Origin of the sequence: Citrobacter sp. JUb117 (genome assembly GCF_024809055.1) — a bacterium.
GTDB classification, from domain to species: Bacteria; Pseudomonadota; Gammaproteobacteria; order Enterobacterales; family Enterobacteriaceae; genus Citrobacter; species Citrobacter gillenii.
The window spans coordinates 95,136-112,528 of the sequence record NZ_JANUFB010000005.1 but is presented as its reverse complement, the minus strand read 5'-3'; the positions used below and the strand labels follow the sequence as shown (position 1 = coordinate 112,528).

The following is a 17,393-nucleotide window of genomic DNA, read 5'->3' as shown; positions in this document are numbered from 1 at the left end:
ATAGTGGATTAATTAACCATTACCTGCCTGATACTTGCCATTATTTCAAAATGAGATTTAATAAACATACGTTGATTACTTTTTCAACCACTTCCCGTTAATGCCCTGGACGTACTCCCCCGGTTTAGCGCGCGCCACCAGTTTTTGTCCGGCCATTTTTGCCACTTCATCAACAGGAATATTGTTACTCTCAGCCAGTTGCTGGTAGCTGGCGCTACGCGCCTTGTTTATCTCACTCACCAGCGTCTGGGTCTCAGCATCGGTTTGCAATGCCACAAGGTAGCCATTGAGCGTTTCACCCACCCGCCCCTGGGTTCTGGCTTCATTCAGGGTCAGCGCAAACGCATTGGCGCTCAGTAAACTCAGGAGCAACAGGGTCACTTTAAGCGTTTTTTTCATCGTCACCTCAGAATAAATCACTGCGTGATTTCAACAGGCTCTCGACGTCTTTATCGACTTTAATATGGATCTCATGCTCGATTTTGACGTTCATATTGATGGTGATGGGCTCTTTCGGCGCCGCGACTTCAATACGCGGGGTGCAACCTACCAGCAAAGATGACGCCAGCAGTCCCAGCATGGCCGCAATAGTTTTCATTGTTGTTCCTCACATTCCTTGCCTTCCAGGCAATGGGTTTCTGGCAGCGCTGCATTTTGCTCAAGCCATGCCTGTAAATTGTCGCCAAAACGCAAACTGCGCCATAACGTAAAGACGTTTTCTTCATGGGTGTAATTCAAATTCACCGTCCCGACTTTGCCATCTACCCGGCTATTGCCGGTGACGGCTGCCTGCATGGTTAATACGCCAAGGTTATCAAGATTTATTTTCGTCCAGGAATGGGTGATTTCCATATAACGCAGCCAGTTTATCGCCGCACCGGCCGCCATATTGTCTTTGACCACCGCATCCGCCGTGTCTTTATCGATGCGCAACGTCATCGGCCCAGGGTTGGTCAACCAGCCGTCTTTGATAATCCATTTTTCATTGTTTAACCAGAGCGGCAATGCGCCGCTGACCGGCCCGGACATGGCAAACTGTTTGGGATTAACCGCGCTAATCAACTCGCTGGACGAGATATTCTGCACCCGCACTAATGCCGGATCGTGTTGCGGCATACGCAGTTGCTGCATCACTACCTTGCCGCCCAGCAAATCGGCGCTAACATCGCTCAACAGTAAGGGATTATCTTCGCTCCAGGGATAGCCGCCTTGCAGATCCGCGGTGATATTTTTCACCGTGACCTGGTTCACCAGCTCTGCAATACGCAATGAAATCGGCCCGCGCGTGCCCAGTTGCCATGCTCCTTCGCTAAAACGAAACGGCAGCACAAAATCGACGCCATTAATCTGGTTGTCGGGCATCCAGGCGCTACCGCCTTTTAATACGCCATGACCGCCTGCCTCAAAGCCTTGTTCTGCGGCGGCGGAGAAGGCAACCTGAGCATACAGTTCGCCTTCGCGCAGGTTCATCTTCCAGTCCGGTGGCACCAGCGGCTGAAATACAGTGAGCGACTGTTTTGGCCACCAGGCCTGACCACGCAAGCGGATCCCGTCCCAGCGACCGTTCAACTGGACCGGGCCAATGGCGCCAGCATGCAGTTGGCCTTTGAACTGGAATATCGTCGGGTCGCTCCCTTCTACGCTGAACTTCAGGGTTGAAGGCGGCAGAGTACTGCCACCGGAGAAGGTGGTTTTCCCGGCGTCCAGCGACAGCGCCCCGCTAAACGTGGGCTGGGTCGGGTCTCGCACCCACACGATCGGCTCATCCATCACTAGACGCGGATTTTCCACCAGCATGGTGCCGTATTGCAGATGGTCAAATCCGGTAGAAAGGTCAAACAGTTTGACGGTGTTGTCGTGCCATTCCCCCTTGCCTGCCACGTCCCAACGAGCGTGCATCGGGGTAAAACTGCCCTCTCCCCAGTACCGCCACTGCCAGCGACCAGCGTCAGGCAGGAAATCATTAGCCAGACCATCAAGATGCAGCTCAAAACCGCCCATCTGGTTTTCATGGGCGCGTAAAATAGCCTGTAACCGCCCATCCACCCCGCGTTGGGTCACCTTGACACCGGCCAGCGGCCAGCGAATTTCGTCTATATCCAGCGAGTCGATAATCCGGCCACGAGAACGTAACAGGGCGCCAGGTTCAAAAGCCAGCTGCGGATCGCTCAGACTGCCGCTGAGCGTCGCGGGTAACATCGCATAAAAGATCAGATCACCCTGCTTCGCCTCGCCGGTTAGCTGTAACGGCATGTCGCTGTTGTCCATGCCAAGCGTGCCGGGACCAAAGGTTAACACCGCGTTACCCTTGCCTGCATCACCCTGCGTCAGAATGTTCAAACGCCCGCTAACTACCGCGTTTTCCACACCGGCCTGCCAGTTTTCGACGTTTAAGCCTAAACGACCGCTTAACGGGAAGCCCTGATAGGGCCAGTTCCAGCGCCCGTCGCTCACCGTCAGCCGCTGGCGGGTGATTTCCCACGGCAGATCCAGCAACGGTTCTGCATTGTCCCGCGCCATCACGATCAGCTGTCCGCTGTTTTCTCGCCATTCCAGCTCTGCATCCACAAGCGTTGGCTCCTGCGGCAGGCTTAGGGTGGCAACCGCGTGACCGCCAACCGGCAGTCCGTCGGGCACCAGCGGCATCGTAAACTCCCCGACCAGCTTCACCGGTGGTTGCTCTTCAAAAGCCGCCACAGACAGTTCGTTGACCGTCAGATTTTGTCCGTGCAGACGTCCCTGAAATTTAACCTTTTCGCCCTGATAACTGACTTGCTGGATGGCAGGCGTCAGCGAAAGTGACAGTTTGCCCTGCCACTCCTGCCACGGAGATAGAATAAGTTTATCGATGTTAATCCAGGTGTTGGGCAGCATGGATTGCCATTCTGCCAGCGTTTTCGGCGCGGCGGGCGATGGCTCCGTCTGCGGCAGTTTAGCCAGGCAAGCGGAATCCAGTTCAATACTGCCGACGTTCAGCAACCAGCGGCTGGGGTGGGATAAATCCGCCTCGGTGATACGCGCGAGTGGACAATCATCCACCAAATAACGGAGTTCGGGAATATGCAGCCCATGTCGGGTAAGCCGTGGACTCTCGTCCAGCGCAATGCGCGTACCGACAGGCAACCAGATGCCCGCCAGTGTAGGAACCCACAAGCCCAACGTCATCAATAACGTCAGCGGCACAAGGGTCAATAATAAGAGTAGAGCCAATACGGCTTTATATTTACCCTTCATGGGTAGTTAATATCCTGATTTAGCGAAAATTTAAGCCGGTTTCGGCGTCTATTGTGGCATGTTTAGCTAAACATGCCCACCTTAAGAATAGATGCCATTGAAATATATGTAATATTTATAGCTTGTGAATAATTTAAATAAGTTATCTTTAATCAGAGAGATACCAAGGAAGAATATAACTATGCCCCACTTTCGTCTGGCCCTTATCCCATTACTTACCGCATTTTGTCTGCCCGCGTTTGCCCACCCGACAACGCTGAATAAAGTCAAAGAAGCAGAAAGCCAGCTCACCGCACGCGTCGGTTATGCCGAGCTGGATCTCACCAGCGGCGAGATTCTGGAAAGCTATCGCCTGCAAGAGCGTTTTCCGATGATGAGTACATTTAAGGTTTTACTCTGCGGCGCGGTGCTCGCACGCGTTGACGCAGGAAAAGAGCGGCTGGATCGTCGCATCCCGTTCAGCCGGCGTGATCTGGTCGAATACTCGCCGGTTACAGAAAAACACCTGACCGATGGCATGACCGTCGGCGAATTATGCGATGCCGCCATCACCATGAGCGATAACACGGCGGCGAATCTACTGCTTACGGCCATCGGCGGTCCGCAAGGATTAACCGCGTTTCTGCGCACAACCGGCGATCGGGTGACCCGACTCGACCGCTGGGAACCCGAATTGAACGAAGCGCTACCCGGCGATAAACGCGATACGACGACACCTGAAAATATGGCGCAAACGTTGCGCCAACTGCTCACCGGAAAAATCTTGACGACGACATCACAGCAGCAACTCACCCACTGGATGGTGACGGATAAAGTCGCGGGGCCACTGTTGCGCTCGGTACTTCCGGCTGGCTGGTTTATAGCAGATAAAACAGGTGCCGGGGCACGCGGTTCTCGCGGGATCGTCGCGGCGTTAGGGCCGGACGGTAAGCCTTCCCGTATCGTGGTGATTTACGTCACCGAAAGCCAGGCAACAATGGAGGAGCGAAACAGGCAGATTGCGGGGATTGGGGCGACGCTGATCCAACATTGGGATGAGTAAAATTGCCTCAAAAAAACGGTACGTTGTTACGCGTGCCAGCGGAAATATAAAAAATCAGGGAATTGAGTTGAGTCATCTGCAGTGCATCGCGCGATTCCCCGTTGTTCTGTCTGCTCTTAAGACATCATATTAACGGGGACGCGGAAGCGTTCAGACTCAGTGATGGCTCAGTTGTCCATCGCTATGTTTAGGTCCGATACGACCTGCTTCTATCAGAATTTCCTCTATGAGCTCTTCGAGGCACGCCTTGCCATGATGATCGCAGACAAGATGCACCTGCCGGGAAATTTCTTCAGGTTTCATACCATCACATAATGCTGCCTTCAGCATTAAGGTGGCCCAGCGTTTTGCTTCAGAGTGAGTTAACATGACCCCTCCCGATATGTGATACCTGTATAAGCGTAGCTGCCTGAAGGTAATTCGCCTGGCTTTTTATCCGCGTTACAGGCTTAACGAACGTGGAGGAGATCGACGTGTCGGATGCTGTTACGGCACGACAACACCACACAGTTTATTGGACTCGGCGGTGGGGATACTTAGGCCCCGGCCATGTCACCCTCACACATGATCAGCATGAATGGAGCACGGGCAACCAGCGACGGTAATCAAGCATATTGCGAAGCGGTAGAATCAGCAGCGTAAAAAGCCAAACTCCCAACCTTTACCAATCCGGAACTATATCGAGAGTTTTAAAAATCCGGTTTCAATATGAGTGGCTAACCACATTAAGGCTATGAAAAGATGCGCCTCTCGCTCATCATTTCCGAATCTGCCCAACATACCCAAAGGTAACCATGCTTAACGGCAGGACGCCCAAAAGAGTACATATACTAAGACGAGTGGTTTAAATCCAGCAATGTGCCCACATTAAGAAGAGATGCTCTAGAATTATTCATTATATCTATGACTATCAATTGTTTTTTGGATTTTGTAAAATAATTTGAATTGGATTAATGTGATTTCAGAATCACTGGAGAAAGTCTTATGAAACTCGCCATCTATAGTACAAAACAGTACGACAAGAAGTACCTGCAACAGGTTAACGAGGCTTTTGGTTTTGAACTTGAATTCTTTGACTTTCTGCTGACCGAGAAAACGGCCAAAACAGCCCATGGCTGCGAAGCCGTGTGCATCTTCGTCAACGACGATGGCAGCCGCCCGGTTCTGGAAGAACTGAAAAAGCACGGGGTGAAGTACATCGCCCTGCGCTGCGCCGGATTCAATAACGTCGATCTGGACGCCGCCAAAGAGCTAGGCTTGCAGGTTGTGCGCGTTCCGGCCTATTCGCCGGAAGCGGTCGCCGAGCATGCGATTGGTATGATGATGACGCTGAACCGTCGTATCCACCGCGCGTACCAACGCACTCGTGACGCCAACTTTTCTTTGGAAGGCCTGACTGGTTTTACCATGTACGGTAAAACCGCCGGGGTGATCGGTACCGGTAAAATTGGTATTGCCGCGCTGCGGATCCTGAAAGGCTTTGGTATGCGTTTGCTGGCGTTTGATCCCTATCCAAGCGCTGCGGCTCTTGAATTAGGCGTTGAGTATGTCGATCTCAACACGCTGTTTGCGGAGTCAGACGTCATTTCCCTGCACTGTCCGTTAACGCCGGAAAACTATCATCTGCTCAATGAAGAAGCCTTCGCGCAAATGAAAAGCGGCGTAATGATCGTTAACACCAGTCGCGGAGCCCTTATCGACTCACAGGCTGCCATCGATGCCCTGAAAAACCAGAAAATTGGTTCTTTGGGTATGGACGTGTATGAAAATGAACGCGACCTGTTCTTTGAAGATAAGTCCAATGATGTTATCCAGGATGACGTATTCCGTCGCTTGTCTGCCTGTCATAACGTGTTGTTCACCGGGCACCAGGCATTTTTAACGGCCGAAGCGTTAACCAGCATTTCGGAAACAACCTTACAGAATTTGGCCCAGATTTCCAAAGGCGAAACCTGCCCGAACGCCCTCTTCTGAAAATGCCGCTCCCCTGCATTCGGGGGAGCATTTTCAGATAACCTCTGATGATAAATCCGACAGTATCATTATTATATTGATTGTATTCCCGTCACTAACGTAGAGAAATTCAATGAAGAAAATTGTCACGTTGATTGCGCTCAGCATGCTTATGGCTGGCTGTGTGAGCAATGGAAAAGTTTCCGTTAATCGCGAACAGTTACAGCACCACCGTTTCGTTCTGGAGAGCGTGAACGGCAAACCGGTCACCGTTGCGAAAAATCAACCCGAATTGAGTTTTGGTGAAAATATGACTGTGTCGGGAAAAATGTGTAATCAATTCACGGGCCAGGGCAAGCTGTCTGACGGCGAATTGAAGGTGAAAGACCTGGCGATGACCCGCATGATGTGCGCCGACCCACAGCTGAACGCACTTGATGGCGTTATCAGCGACGTGTTTAAGCAAGGCGCACAGGTCGATTTGACGGCTAACCAGTTAACACTGGCGACGGCAGAGCAAACACTGACGTATAAACTAGCAGACTTAATGTAATTAACGCGGAGACTTAATAGTTTCCGCAACTCCCGGCGGCAAGCGACTGTTCACTGCACCGTTTGCCGTTAGGTAAAGCACACATCCCGATGGCGGAACCATCCAGTTGACGCGCAATCGACAACGAACCGCCAATCATAGCGCAGTTTGCCTCACCAGAACCCGACATTGCAGCCTTCATGCCCGGCGCGACGTGAGCGGCCGTTGCCTGCTGAACAGGTTCACTGCTGCAAGCCGATAATAATAACGCGGCACACCCTACCCAAAACGCTGCGCGCATCTCACTCCCCTCTAAAAAATAACCCAACGACACAGCCCTAAATAATAGGCAGCAGAAACACTGTCGTCGAGAGGTAAAGTGCGCATTTATGCGCCCTGTTTACATTTTCTGGCAATTTTTTGACGGCTCCTTTGATCAAACCATTCATTCTGTTTATTACAGGGACACAAATGCGAAAATGTGTCCAGATGGCTTTTGCTAAAATAGAAAGATAACTACAGGACTCGTCGTCGTTTTGCGGGTCCCTCTTTTTGCGCAATGTAAGGGTGTCAGTATGCAAACAATTGACGGTAATGGTGCGGTTGCTTCGGTTGCATTTCGTACCAGCGAGGTTATCGCCATCTACCCGATTACGCCGAGTTCGACGATGGCGGAGCAGGCCGATGCCTGGGCCGGGAACGGGCTAAAAAACGTCTGGGGCGATATACCTCGCGTTGTGGAGATGCAGTCGGAAGGCGGTGCCATTGCGACCGTCCACGGCGCGTTACAAACCGGGGCGCTGTCTACATCTTTTACCTCATCGCAAGGTTTATTGCTGATGATCCCGACGCTGTACAAACTGGCCGGTCAACTGACGCCGTTTGTATTGCATGTTGCGGCACGTACGATTGCCACCCATGCGCTGTCGATTTTTGGCGACCATTCCGACGTGATGGCCGTTCGCCAGACCGGCTGTGCAATGCTGTGCGCTAGCAGCGTTCAGGAAGCGCAGGATTTTGCCCTGATTTCGCATATCGCCACGCTGAAAAGCCGCGTCCCGTTTATTCATTTCTTTGATGGTTTCCGCACCTCACATGAAATCAATAAAATCGTACCGCTGGCCGATGACACCATTCTTGGACTGATGCCGCAGGCGGAGATCGACGCCCATCGTTCTCGCGCGCTGAATCCGGAGCATCCGGTGATTCGCGGCACCTCGGCTAACCCGGATACCTATTTCCAGTCACGCGAAGCGACAAACCCGTGGTACAACGCGGTTTACGAGCATGTCGAACAGGCGATGAACGATTTCGCCACCGCAACGGGTCGCCAGTACCAGCCGTTTGAATACTATGGACATCCGCAGGCAGAGCGCGTCATCATTCTGATGGGCTCCGCCATCGGCACCTGCGAAGAAGTCGTGGATGAGTTGCTTACCCGTGGCGAAAAAGTCGGCGTACTGAAAATCCGTCTGTTCCGTCCGTTCTCAGCCCGACATTTACTGCAGGCCTTGCCGGAAACCGCACGCAGCATCGCCGTTCTGGATCGCACCAAAGAACCCGGGGCCCAGGCTGAGCCGTTGTATCTGGATGTCATGACCGCGCTGGCCGAAGCCTTTAACTGTGGCGAGCGTGAAACGCTACCGCGTGTAATTGGCGGGCGCTATGGCCTTTCCTCGAAAGAGTTTGGCCCGGACTGCGTGATGGCGGTGTTTAATGAGTTAAGCCATGCCAAACCAAAATCGCGCTTTACCGTCGGCATCTATGATGATGTCACCAATCTGTCACTCCCCCTGCCAGAAAACACCCTGCCCTCCACCGCAAAACTCGAAGCCCTGTTTTACGGATTAGGCAGCGACGGCAGCGTGTCAGCGACCAAAAACAATATCAAGATTATTGGTAACTCGACGCCGTGGTATGCGCAGGGTTATTTCGTCTATGACTCGAAAAAAGCCGGCGGCCTGACGGTGTCCCATCTGCGCGTCAGTGAAAAACCGATCCGTTCGGCGTATCTGGTGTCGCAGGCGGATTTTGTTGGCTGCCATCAGCTGCAGTTTATCGATAAATATCAAATGGCAGAACGCCTGAAGCCAGGCGGTATCTTCCTGCTCAATACGCCGTACAGCGTGGATGAGGTGTGGTCACGTCTGCCGCAAGAAGTTCAGGCAGTTCTGAACCAGAAGAAAGCCCGTTTTTACGTGATTAACGCGGCCAAAATCGCCCGTGAATGCGGCCTGGCAGCACGTATTAACACCGTAATGCAAATGGCGTTTTTCCATCTGACACGAATTTTACCCGGTGATAGCGCACTGGCGGAACTGCAGGGCGCAATTGCAAAAAGCTACAGCAACAAAGGTCAGGATCTGGTTGAGCGTAACTGGCAGGCGCTGGCGCTGGCACGTGAGTCGGTCGCCGAAGTGGCTCTTCAGCCGGTTGATCCGCACAGTGCCAACCGACCGCCAGTGGTCTCCGATGCCGCGCCTGATTTTGTGAAAACCGTGACGGCAGCGATGCTCGCGGGTCTGGGTGACGCACTGCCCGTCTCCGCACTGCCGCCAGACGGCACCTGGCCCATGGGCACCACACGCTGGGAAAAACGCAATATCGCCGAAGAAATCCCTATCTGGAAAGAAGAACTGTGTACACAGTGCAACCACTGCGTTGCCGCCTGCCCGCACTCGGCAATTCGTGCCAAAGTGGTTTCCCCGGAAGCAATGGCAGACGCCCCGGCTAGTTTGCATTCGCTGGATGTGAAATCCCGCGATATGCGCGGTCAGAAATATGTTCTACAGGTCGCGCCTGAAGATTGCACCGGCTGTAATCTGTGCGTGGAAGTCTGCCCGGCGAAAGATCGTCAGAATCCAGAGATCAAGGCCATCAATATGATGTCCCGCCTGGAGCATGTCGAAGAAGAAAAAGTGAACTATGATTTCTTCCTCAACCTGCCAGAGATCGACCGCAGCAAACTGGAACGCATTGATATTCGCACCTCACAGCTGATCACCCCGCTGTTTGAATATTCCGGTGCTTGCTCAGGCTGTGGCGAAACGCCGTATATCAAACTGCTTACCCAGCTGTACGGTGACCGCATGCTGATCGCCAACGCAACCGGGTGTTCATCGATTTATGGCGGAAACCTGCCCTCCACACCGTATACCACCGATGCAAACGGCCGTGGGCCAGCCTGGGCAAACTCTCTGTTTGAAGATAACGCCGAGTTTGGTCTGGGCTTCCGCCTGACGGTGGACCAACATCGCGTTCGCGTCATGCGCTTGCTGGAACAGTTTGCCGATAAGATCCCGGCTGAACTGAATGATGCCTTGCACGCAGAAGCCACGCCGGAAGTTCGTCGCGAGCAGGTCGCCGCACTGCGCCAACATCTGCAAGGCGTTGATGGCGCACAGCAACTGTTAACCGATGCCGATGCACTGGTTGAGAAATCAATCTGGCTGATTGGCGGTGACGGTTGGGCCTACGATATTGGCTTTGGCGGGTTGGACCATGTCCTGAGCCTGACCGAGAACGTTAACATCCTGGTGCTGGATACCCAGTGTTATTCCAACACTGGCGGGCAAGCCTCGAAAGCGACACCGCTTGGCGCGGTCACCAAATTTGGCGAACACGGTAAGCGTAAAGCACGTAAAGATCTGGGCGTCAGTATGATGATGTACGGTCATGTTTACGTCGCACAGATCTCGCTGGGAGCGCAGTTAAACCAGACGGTGAAAGCGATTCAGGAAGCAGAATCTTACCCAGGTCCGTCGCTGATTATTGCCTACAGCCCGTGTGAAGAACACGGCTACGATCTCGCCCTGAGTCACGATCAGATGCGCCAGCTCACGGCCACCGGATTCTGGCCGCTGTATCGCTTTGATCCGCGTCGCGCTGACGAAGGTAAACTGCCGCTGGCACTGGACTCTCGCCCACCGTCAGATGCGCTGGCTGAGACTTTGATGAACGAACAACGCTTCCGCCGCCTGAATGCACAGCAGCCGGAGGTGGCAGAGCAGTTGTGGAAGGATGCGACCGCAGATTTGCAAAAACGCTATGACTTCCTGGCGCAGTTGGCGGGAAAAGCCGAAAAAAGCAGTACCGATTAATACGTTCAGTTAAGTATTAATCTGGAATAAAAAAAGCCCGAACAGATGTTCGGGCTTGTCAATTTATTCGCTGGCTAATCAATTCTGGGACAACTCTCCAACGAAAAATAAAACGTGACAATAAAGGCATATAACCCGCGCAGAATATCCCAACAAAATTAACTTGTATAATACTTATTTTATATATTTAATCGTTAACTCATTCACCACAATTATCATCATTTCCGTGGAATTATTTGTTTAAGATTTTACTTAAGACGTAACAATTGATATTTATCTCTTTACGGAACTTCTCCTTTAGCATGCGTTAACACCCTACATGGGTCGTCGCAGGTAAATAAAAAAACTAAAGGATTATTTCAATGAACAGAAAAGTATTGGCCCTTGTAATTCCTGCTCTGTTAGCTGCAGGCGCTACTCACGCTGCTGAAGTTTATAATAAAGACGGCAACAAGTTAGACCTCTACGGAAAAGTAAACGCCCTGCGTTATTTTTCTGACACCCCAAGCAACGATGGTGATCAGACTTATTTCCGTGGTGGTTTCAAAGGCGAAACTCAGATCAACGATATGCTCACCGGTTATGGTCAGTGGGAATATCAGGTCAATGCTAACACCACCGAAAGCAATCGCAGCAACAACTTTACCCGTCTGGCCTTCGCGGGTCTGAAATTCGGCGACTACGGTTCTTTCGACTACGGTCGTAACTACGGCGTGATGTACGACGTTGAAGGCTGGACCGATATGCTGCCAGAATTCGGCGGTGACTCTTACACCAAAGCTGATAACTTCATGACCGGTCGTGCCAACGGTGTTGCAACTTACCGTAACACCGATTTCTTCGGCATGGTGAATGGTCTGAACGTGGCGTTGCAGTACCAGGGCGCGAACGAACAGAGCAGCGATGAGCTTGATAACTTCGACCAGGAAGGTACCGGCAACGGCGGCGATCGCAACGTTCAAAACTCTAACGGTGACGGCTTCGGTCTCTCCACTACCTACGATCTGGGTATGGGCGTTAGCCTCGGTGCAGCATACACCTCTTCTGACCGTACTAACGAGCAGACCACTGCCGGTGGCGACGTTGCTGGTGGCGACAAAGCTGACGCATGGACTGTCGGTATGAAATATGATGCAAACAACATCTATTTCGCAACCATGTACGCTGAAACACGTAACATGACCCCGTACGGTGATGCTGGCGTAGCTGACAAAACTCAGAACTTCGAAGTGACTGCACAGTACCAGTTCGACTTCGGTCTGCGTCCGTCCGTTTCTTTCCTGATGTCTAAAGGTCAGGATCTGGGCGCCAACGGTTCTGATGGCGACAAAGATCTGGTTAAATATGCTGACGTAGGTGCGACTTACTACTTCAACAAAAACTTCTCTACCTACGTTGATTACAAAATCAACCTGCTGGATGAAGACGACAGCTTCTACGCTAGCAAAGGTATTTCTACCGATGATATCGTAGCACTGGGTATGGTTTACCAGTTCTAATCTGTCAGCCCGCTGGAAACAGCGGGCTACTCCCCCCCTGCGCCGTAATTGCGTTTTATCTAGATCAAAACATTATATCTGTTGCGTTAAAACACATCCCTGATAGATGATATATTGCCTTCACACTCGCCGCAGAGGATGCCTGCAATGAATCATCACCCCGTTAAATCATCCCGTATTGCATCCGTCGGTTATGACGAATCATCCCGCACGTTAGAAATTCGTTTTCACCATACGGAAATCCTGCAATATCACTCGGTCCCGGCGCGTATCTTTCGAGATTTCCTGACAGTGGTCTCAAAAGGCCGGTTTTACGATGGCGTAATAAAAGGCAAGTTCCCTGAACTCAAAATAAAGTGATGCCAAAATGTGATCTCTGTCATTGTACATAAAGTGCCATTACGCGGTAAGCTTTAGGAGGATACTTAAACAGGAGGTTTTATGAACAGAACGATTCTTGTACCCATCGATATTTCAGACTCAGAATTAACTCAACGTGTTATTGCCCATGTCGAAGCCGAGGCAAGAATTGACGATGCACAGGTCCATTTTCTGACCGTTATTCCGTCATTGCCCTATTATGCTTCGCTTGGACTGGCCTACTCGGCTGAGTTGCCGGCCATGGACGATCTTAAGGCCGAAGCGAAATCTCAACTGGAAGAGATGATCAAGAAGTTCAATATCCCGGCAGACAGAATTCACGTTCATGTCGTTGAAGGTTCGCCAAAAGATAAAATTCTGGAGCTTGCCAGGAAATTACCCGCAGATATGGTCATTATTGCCTCTCACCGACCTGACATTACCACTTATCTGCTTGGCTCCAACGCCGCAGCTGTAGTGCGGCATGCAGAGTGTTCGGTTTTGGTCGTCCGCTAAGCTTTCTGGCCCGCACATCGCTGCGGGCTTTTCATTTCTACCTCTTTTACCCCGCGATTCCTGACCTAAATGTGCTGACATTTTTCCCGCTTATCCGTACCATACACGCCACAGTTTTTATATCAGACTTCTTTTGCCGGACAATCCGGCGTGATGCATTCTCTTTTGATGCCACACTATGAATTGAGCCTCTATTAAATGTCGCAAAATCAAGATATTAGCAAGAAAGATCAGTATAACCTGAACAAATTACAAAAGCGTCTGCGCCGTAACGTGGGCGAAGCGATTGCCGACTTCAACATGATTGAAGATGGCGATCGCATTATGGTGTGCCTTTCCGGTGGGAAAGACAGCTACACCATGCTGGAGATCCTGCGCAATTTGCAGAAAAGTGCGCCGATCAGTTTTTCTCTGGTTGCGGTTAACCTGGATCAGAAACAACCCGGTTTCCCGGAACACATTCTGCCGGAGTATCTGGAACAACTGGGCGTCGAGTACAAAATTGTCGAAGAGAATACCTACGGGATCGTCAAAGACAAAATTCCGGAAGGGAAAACAACCTGCTCACTGTGCTCTCGCCTGCGCCGCGGCATTCTCTACCGCACGGCAACCGAACTCGGTGCCACGAAAATTGCGCTGGGACACCACCGCGACGATATCCTGCAAACGCTGTTTTTAAACATGTTTTACGGCGGGAAAATGAAAGGTATGCCACCGAAACTGATGAGCGACGACGGAAAGCATATCGTCATTCGTCCGCTGGCCTATTGCCGTGAAAAAGACATTGAACGTTTTGCAGAAGCCAAAGGCTACCCGATTATTCCGTGTAACCTGTGCGGTTCACAACCGAACCTGCAGCGTCAGGTGATTGCTGACATGCTACGTGACTGGGATAAACGCTACCCGGGCCGTATTGAAACCATGTTCAGCGCAATGCAGAACGTGGTGCCTTCGCATCTTAGCGATATCAATCTGTTCGACTTTAAAGGTATTAAGCACGGCTCAGCGGTCGTTGACGGCGGTGACTTAGCGTTCGATCGCGAAGAGATCCCGCTGCAACCTGCTGGCTGGCAGCCGGAAGAAGATGAAAATCAGCTGGATGAGTTACGCCTGAACGTGGTTGAAGTGAAGTAATTTATCATGCCGGATGGCGACGTAAACGTCCTATCCGGCCTACGACATGCATAAACGCCTGTAGGCCGGATAAGTAGAGCACCATCAGGCACTCCAACGGACATTTATTTCAACAGGCGAACCCGACAGGTTTTGCCTTTAATCTTACCGTTTTGTAACTGCTTCCACGCTTTATGCGCCACGGACTGACGAACGGCCACGTAGACATGCATCGGATGCACGGCAATCTTGCCAATGTCGGCCCCATCCAGCCCCATATCACCGGTCAATGCCCCCAGAACATCACCCGGACGCATTTTTGCCTTTTTGCCGCCATCAATGCACAGCGTCGCCATCTCGGCCTCAAGCGGCACAATTGAACCGTTGCTAGGTGCAGGTAGCCAGTTCAGCTTAAGTTGCAGCATTTCAGAAAGAATATTGGCACGCTGGGCTTCCTCTGGCGCACAGAAGCTGATGGCCAGGCCGCTGTTACCCGCACGCGCAGTACGTCCAATACGGTGTACATGCACCTCCGGATCCCATGCCAGTTCGTAGTTCACCACCAGCTCAAGCGATTTAATATCGAGGCCACGTGCTGCAACATCGGTTGCCACCAGCACGCGCGCGCTACCGTTAGCGAAACGAATCAGCGTCTGATCGCGATCGCGCTGCTCCAGGTCGCCATGTAGTGACAGCGCACTTTGCCCCGCAGCATTCAACGCGTCGCACACGGCCTGGCAATCTTTTTTGGTGTTACAGAAGACAACGCACGATGCCGGCTGATGTTGACTGAGCAACTTTTGCAGCAACGAAATTTTGCCGTGTGTGGAGGTTTCAAAAAACTGTTGTTCAATCGCCGGTAGCGCATCTACCGTATCGATTTCAATCGTTAACGGGTTTTGCTGCACCCGGCCACTGATTGCGGCAATCGCTTCCGGCCAGGTCGCCGAAAACAGCAGCGTTTGGCGTGACGCAGGCGCAAAGCGGATCACCTCATCAATGGCATCGCTAAAGCCCATATCCAGCATGCGATCGGCTTCATCCATTACCAGTGTATTCAGGGCTTCCAGCGACACGGTACCTTTTTGCAGGTGGTCGAGCAATCTGCCCGGCGTGGCGACAATAATATGTGGCGCATGTTGCAAAGAATCACGCTGTGCGCCAAAAGGTTGCCCACCGCACAACGTTAATATCTTGGTATTCGGCAGGAAACGCGCTAATCGACGCAGTTCGCCCGCGACCTGGTCAGCCAGTTCACGTGTGGGGCATAAGACCAGCGACTGCGTCTGAAACAGCGCGGCATCAATGTGCTGTAACAGTCCAAGACCAAACGCGGCCGTTTTGCCACTGCCGGTTTTTGCCTGCACGCGAACATCTTTTCCTGCCAGGATCGCCGGTAGCGCAGCGGCCTGAACAGGCGTCATTTCAAGATAACCCAGCTCGTTAAGATTCTCGAGTTGAGCGGCAGGTAAAACATTCAGAGTAGAAAAAGCGGTCACAATTTAATCTCGCGGTAAGAACTTACAATTAGCAGGCGCGTATCCTCGCAGATCTGCGCCCGTGATGCGACAATTTAATCGGTTCTTCATCCGGCGGTGGATCAGGCATCGGCTGCGGACGAGGTATCGGGTCAGGAATAGGTACCGGATCGGTCGGTACAGAGTCGGTGTTGAGTGTGGGCAACGGTAGCAATAGCGTGAGACGGGTCATATTCCCTCCAGTCATTCAGGTTGACTCTTTTAGGGTAGACACTCATTTCCTGCAGGCAAAAAAAAGCCGACTAATCTAAGTCGGCGTCGTACGAATCAATTGTGCTATGCAGTAATTCAAAAAAGGAAGTAAGACAATATGGAGCGCAACGCCCATCGCTTGACGTTGCATTCACCTGCGAGAGAGATATTGCCCCGAATAGGTAGAGAGTTTATTGACCTCGCTCAAAATATTAAACGTTTTCGCCCATCAGAGGCGGTAAAAAACGTTGCTGTTACAACCATTTACTACGATGCAACCATAAAGTAACACCACCAATCAGGAGCACTAACAGAATACAGAACAATGAGAAACCAAACTGCCAGCCGCCACCGGGAATTCCCCCAAGGTTAACGCCAAACAATCCGGTTAAGAATGTGCTGGGCAGAAAGACCATCGCCATCAACGACATGGTATAGGTTCTGCGAGCCAACGATTCCTGCATCACCTGCGCAATTTCATCCGCCATGATACCGGTCCGGGCAATACAGGCGTCAATCTCATCCAACCCTCTTCCCAGCCTGTCGGCGATATCCTGCATCCGACGCCGCTGATCGTCGGTCATCCACGGCAGTCGTTCGCTCGCCAGACGTGCATAGGCATCTCGCTGTGGAGCCATATAGCGCCGCATGACGATCAGTTGCTTACGCAACAGTGCCAGAAAGCCGCGCGGTGGGATTTGTTGATCGAGTAAATTGTCTTCCAGATCGATAATTTTGTCGTGCAGCTGTTCAATAAACTCACTGGCATGATCGGTTAACGCGTCACAGACATCCACCAACCAACTGCCACAGTCATTCGGCCCCGTTCCTTCTTGCAAATCGCTGATCACATCATCTAACGCCAGCACTTTACGCTGACGCGTCGAGACAATCAGCCGCTCATCCATATATAAACGCATTGCCACCAGTTGGTCCGGACGCTCATCCGTGCTGCCATTAATACACCGCAGGGTGATCAGCGTGCCTTCCCCTATCCGGCTGACTCGTGGGCGCGTACTTTCACCGGCCAGCGCATCGCGCACAATATTAGGAAGCAGAGGCGTCGTCGCCAACCACTTCGCGCTATCAGAATGGGTATAATTAAGATGCAACCAGCAGGGATGCTGAGCATCGATCACATCGTTATCTTCCAGCGGTTTTACTCCGCCCTGGCCATCCAGTAGCCAGGCAAACACGGCATCCGGCACATTAACGTCCGCTCCCTTAATGGCTTCCACAGCGCCTCCACAGTCATTCAGTCTTTTTCGTTAGTCTAGCCTGCAGATTATGTTAAGCAATATCTCATTATCCCAT

At 51.8% G+C, this 17,393-nt stretch carries 16 protein-coding genes; 8 read left to right on the top strand and 8 right to left on the bottom strand.

The features are described from left to right. Positions 1-75: 75 nt before the first annotated feature. The 3 genes from M2374_RS12945 to M2374_RS12935 are packed head-to-tail and all read right to left on the bottom strand — an operon-like array spanning position 76 to position 3,234. Positions 76-399, bottom strand: coding sequence for a YdbL family protein (locus M2374_RS12945; RefSeq protein ID WP_096756930.1), 324 nt, complete (start codon positions 397-399; stop codon positions 76-78). 7 nt (positions 400-406) lie between these two features. Further along, positions 407-598, bottom strand: a complete 192-nt coding sequence (locus tag M2374_RS12940; RefSeq protein WP_003020350.1) for a YnbE family lipoprotein — start codon at positions 596-598, stop codon at positions 407-409. Beyond that, positions 595-3,234, bottom strand: a complete 2,640-nt coding sequence (locus M2374_RS12935) for a YdbH family protein (RefSeq protein ID WP_181689058.1) — start codon at positions 3,232-3,234, stop codon at positions 595-597. Before M2374_RS12935 ends, M2374_RS12940 begins: the two co-directional genes overlap by 4 nt. Positions 3,235-3,415: 181 nt before the next feature. Here M2374_RS12935 and blaGIL point away from each other — a divergent pair, with 181 nt between their 5' ends. Next, positions 3,416-4,276 (top strand): GIL family class A beta-lactamase, encoded by an 861-nt coding sequence (gene blaGIL / locus M2374_RS12930; protein ID WP_345943523.1) that lies wholly within the window; start codon positions 3,416-3,418, stop codon positions 4,274-4,276. A 156-nt stretch (positions 4,277-4,432) separates the two neighbouring features. Here the strand turns inward: blaGIL and M2374_RS12925 are convergent, their stop codons facing one another. Next, positions 4,433-4,645, bottom strand: coding sequence for a hypothetical protein (locus tag M2374_RS12925; protein ID WP_181689057.1), 213 nt, complete (start codon positions 4,643-4,645; stop codon positions 4,433-4,435). Positions 4,646-5,260: 615 nt separating this feature from the next. Here M2374_RS12925 and ldhA point away from each other — a divergent pair. Both ldhA and hslJ read left to right on the top strand, forming a co-directional pair. Then, positions 5,261-6,250, top strand: coding sequence for a D-lactate dehydrogenase (gene ldhA, locus M2374_RS12920; protein ID WP_096756925.1), 990 nt, complete (start codon positions 5,261-5,263; stop codon positions 6,248-6,250). 112 nt (positions 6,251-6,362) lie between these two features. After that, a complete protein-coding gene (hslJ, locus tag M2374_RS12915) occupies positions 6,363-6,782 on the top strand; it encodes a heat shock protein HslJ (RefSeq protein WP_115258361.1) in 420 nt (139 codons plus the stop codon). Positions 6,783-6,795: 13 nt separating this feature from the next. Here the strand turns inward: hslJ and M2374_RS12910 are convergent, their stop codons facing one another. After that, on the bottom strand, positions 6,796-7,062 hold the full coding sequence (locus tag M2374_RS12910) for a DUF333 domain-containing protein (RefSeq protein ID WP_096756923.1): 267 nt from the start codon (positions 7,060-7,062) through the stop codon (positions 6,796-6,798). Positions 7,063-7,336: 274 nt separating this feature from the next. Here M2374_RS12910 and nifJ point away from each other — a divergent pair, with 274 nt between their 5' ends. The 5 genes from nifJ (at position 7,337) to ttcA (ending at position 14,370) form a co-directional block, all read left to right on the top strand. Continuing rightward, positions 7,337-10,861: a pyruvate:ferredoxin (flavodoxin) oxidoreductase gene (gene nifJ / locus M2374_RS12905; RefSeq protein ID WP_181689056.1), complete on the top strand. Its 3,525-nt coding sequence runs from the start codon at positions 7,337-7,339 to the stop codon at positions 10,859-10,861. 362 nt (positions 10,862-11,223) lie between these two features. Further along, on the top strand, positions 11,224-12,360 hold the full coding sequence (ompC, locus tag M2374_RS12900) for a porin OmpC (protein ID WP_115258359.1): 1,137 nt from the start codon (positions 11,224-11,226) through the stop codon (positions 12,358-12,360). Positions 12,361-12,507: 147 nt separating this feature from the next. After that, positions 12,508-12,720, top strand: a complete 213-nt coding sequence (locus M2374_RS12895) for a KTSC domain-containing protein (protein ID WP_096756920.1) — start codon at positions 12,508-12,510, stop codon at positions 12,718-12,720. Between the two features lie 81 nt (positions 12,721-12,801). After that, positions 12,802-13,236, top strand: coding sequence for a universal stress protein UspF (gene uspF, locus M2374_RS12890; RefSeq protein ID WP_115258358.1), 435 nt, complete (start codon positions 12,802-12,804; stop codon positions 13,234-13,236). A 198-nt stretch (positions 13,237-13,434) separates the two neighbouring features. Continuing rightward, positions 13,435-14,370 carry a tRNA 2-thiocytidine(32) synthetase TtcA gene (gene ttcA / locus M2374_RS12885; protein ID WP_115258357.1) on the top strand — a complete coding sequence of 312 codons (936 nt, stop codon included), beginning with the start codon at positions 13,435-13,437 and terminating at the stop codon, positions 14,368-14,370. Between the two features lie 104 nt (positions 14,371-14,474). On the opposite strand, the gene dbpA is transcribed toward ttcA, so the two are convergent. From dbpA to zntB, 3 genes are all read right to left on the bottom strand, one after another. After that, positions 14,475-15,848 carry an ATP-dependent RNA helicase DbpA gene (dbpA, locus tag M2374_RS12880; RefSeq protein WP_181689055.1) on the bottom strand — a complete coding sequence of 458 codons (1,374 nt, stop codon included), beginning with the start codon at positions 15,846-15,848 and terminating at the stop codon, positions 14,475-14,477. Between the two features lie 28 nt (positions 15,849-15,876). After that, positions 15,877-16,059, bottom strand: a complete 183-nt coding sequence (locus M2374_RS12875) for a hypothetical protein (protein ID WP_096756916.1) — start codon at positions 16,057-16,059, stop codon at positions 15,877-15,879. A gap of 274 nt (positions 16,060-16,333) precedes the next feature. Next, a complete protein-coding gene (gene zntB / locus M2374_RS12870) occupies positions 16,334-17,317 on the bottom strand; it encodes a zinc transporter ZntB (protein WP_096756915.1) in 984 nt (327 codons plus the stop codon). Positions 17,318-17,393 lie beyond the last annotated feature (76 nt).

Bases quoted from the DNA above. Each gene is read 5' to 3' on its own strand.
- M2374_RS12945 (WP_096756930.1), bottom strand. From the start codon at position 399: ATGAAAAAAACGCTTAAAGTGACCCTGTTGCTCCTGAGTTTACTGAGC.
- M2374_RS12940 (WP_003020350.1), bottom strand. From the start codon at position 598: ATGAAAACTATTGCGGCCATGCTGGGACTGCTGGCGTCATCTTTGCTG.
- M2374_RS12935 (WP_181689058.1), bottom strand. From the start codon at position 3,234: ATGAAGGGTAAATATAAAGCCGTATTGGCTCTACTCTTATTATTGACC.
- blaGIL (WP_345943523.1), top strand. From the start codon at position 3,416: ATGCCCCACTTTCGTCTGGCCCTTATCCCATTACTTACCGCATTTTGT.
- M2374_RS12925 (WP_181689057.1), bottom strand. From the start codon at position 4,645: ATGTTAACTCACTCTGAAGCAAAACGCTGGGCCACCTTAATGCTGAAG.
- ldhA (WP_096756925.1), top strand. From the start codon at position 5,261: ATGAAACTCGCCATCTATAGTACAAAACAGTACGACAAGAAGTACCTG.
- hslJ (WP_115258361.1), top strand. From the start codon at position 6,363: ATGAAGAAAATTGTCACGTTGATTGCGCTCAGCATGCTTATGGCTGGC.
- M2374_RS12910 (WP_096756923.1), bottom strand. From the start codon at position 7,062: ATGCGCGCAGCGTTTTGGGTAGGGTGTGCCGCGTTATTATTATCGGCT.
- nifJ (WP_181689056.1), top strand. From the start codon at position 7,337: ATGCAAACAATTGACGGTAATGGTGCGGTTGCTTCGGTTGCATTTCGT.
- ompC (WP_115258359.1), top strand. From the start codon at position 11,224: ATGAACAGAAAAGTATTGGCCCTTGTAATTCCTGCTCTGTTAGCTGCA.
- M2374_RS12895 (WP_096756920.1), top strand. From the start codon at position 12,508: ATGAATCATCACCCCGTTAAATCATCCCGTATTGCATCCGTCGGTTAT.
- uspF (WP_115258358.1), top strand. From the start codon at position 12,802: ATGAACAGAACGATTCTTGTACCCATCGATATTTCAGACTCAGAATTA.
- ttcA (WP_115258357.1), top strand. From the start codon at position 13,435: ATGTCGCAAAATCAAGATATTAGCAAGAAAGATCAGTATAACCTGAAC.
- M2374_RS12875 (WP_096756916.1), bottom strand. From the start codon at position 16,059: ATGACCCGTCTCACGCTATTGCTACCGTTGCCCACACTCAACACCGAC.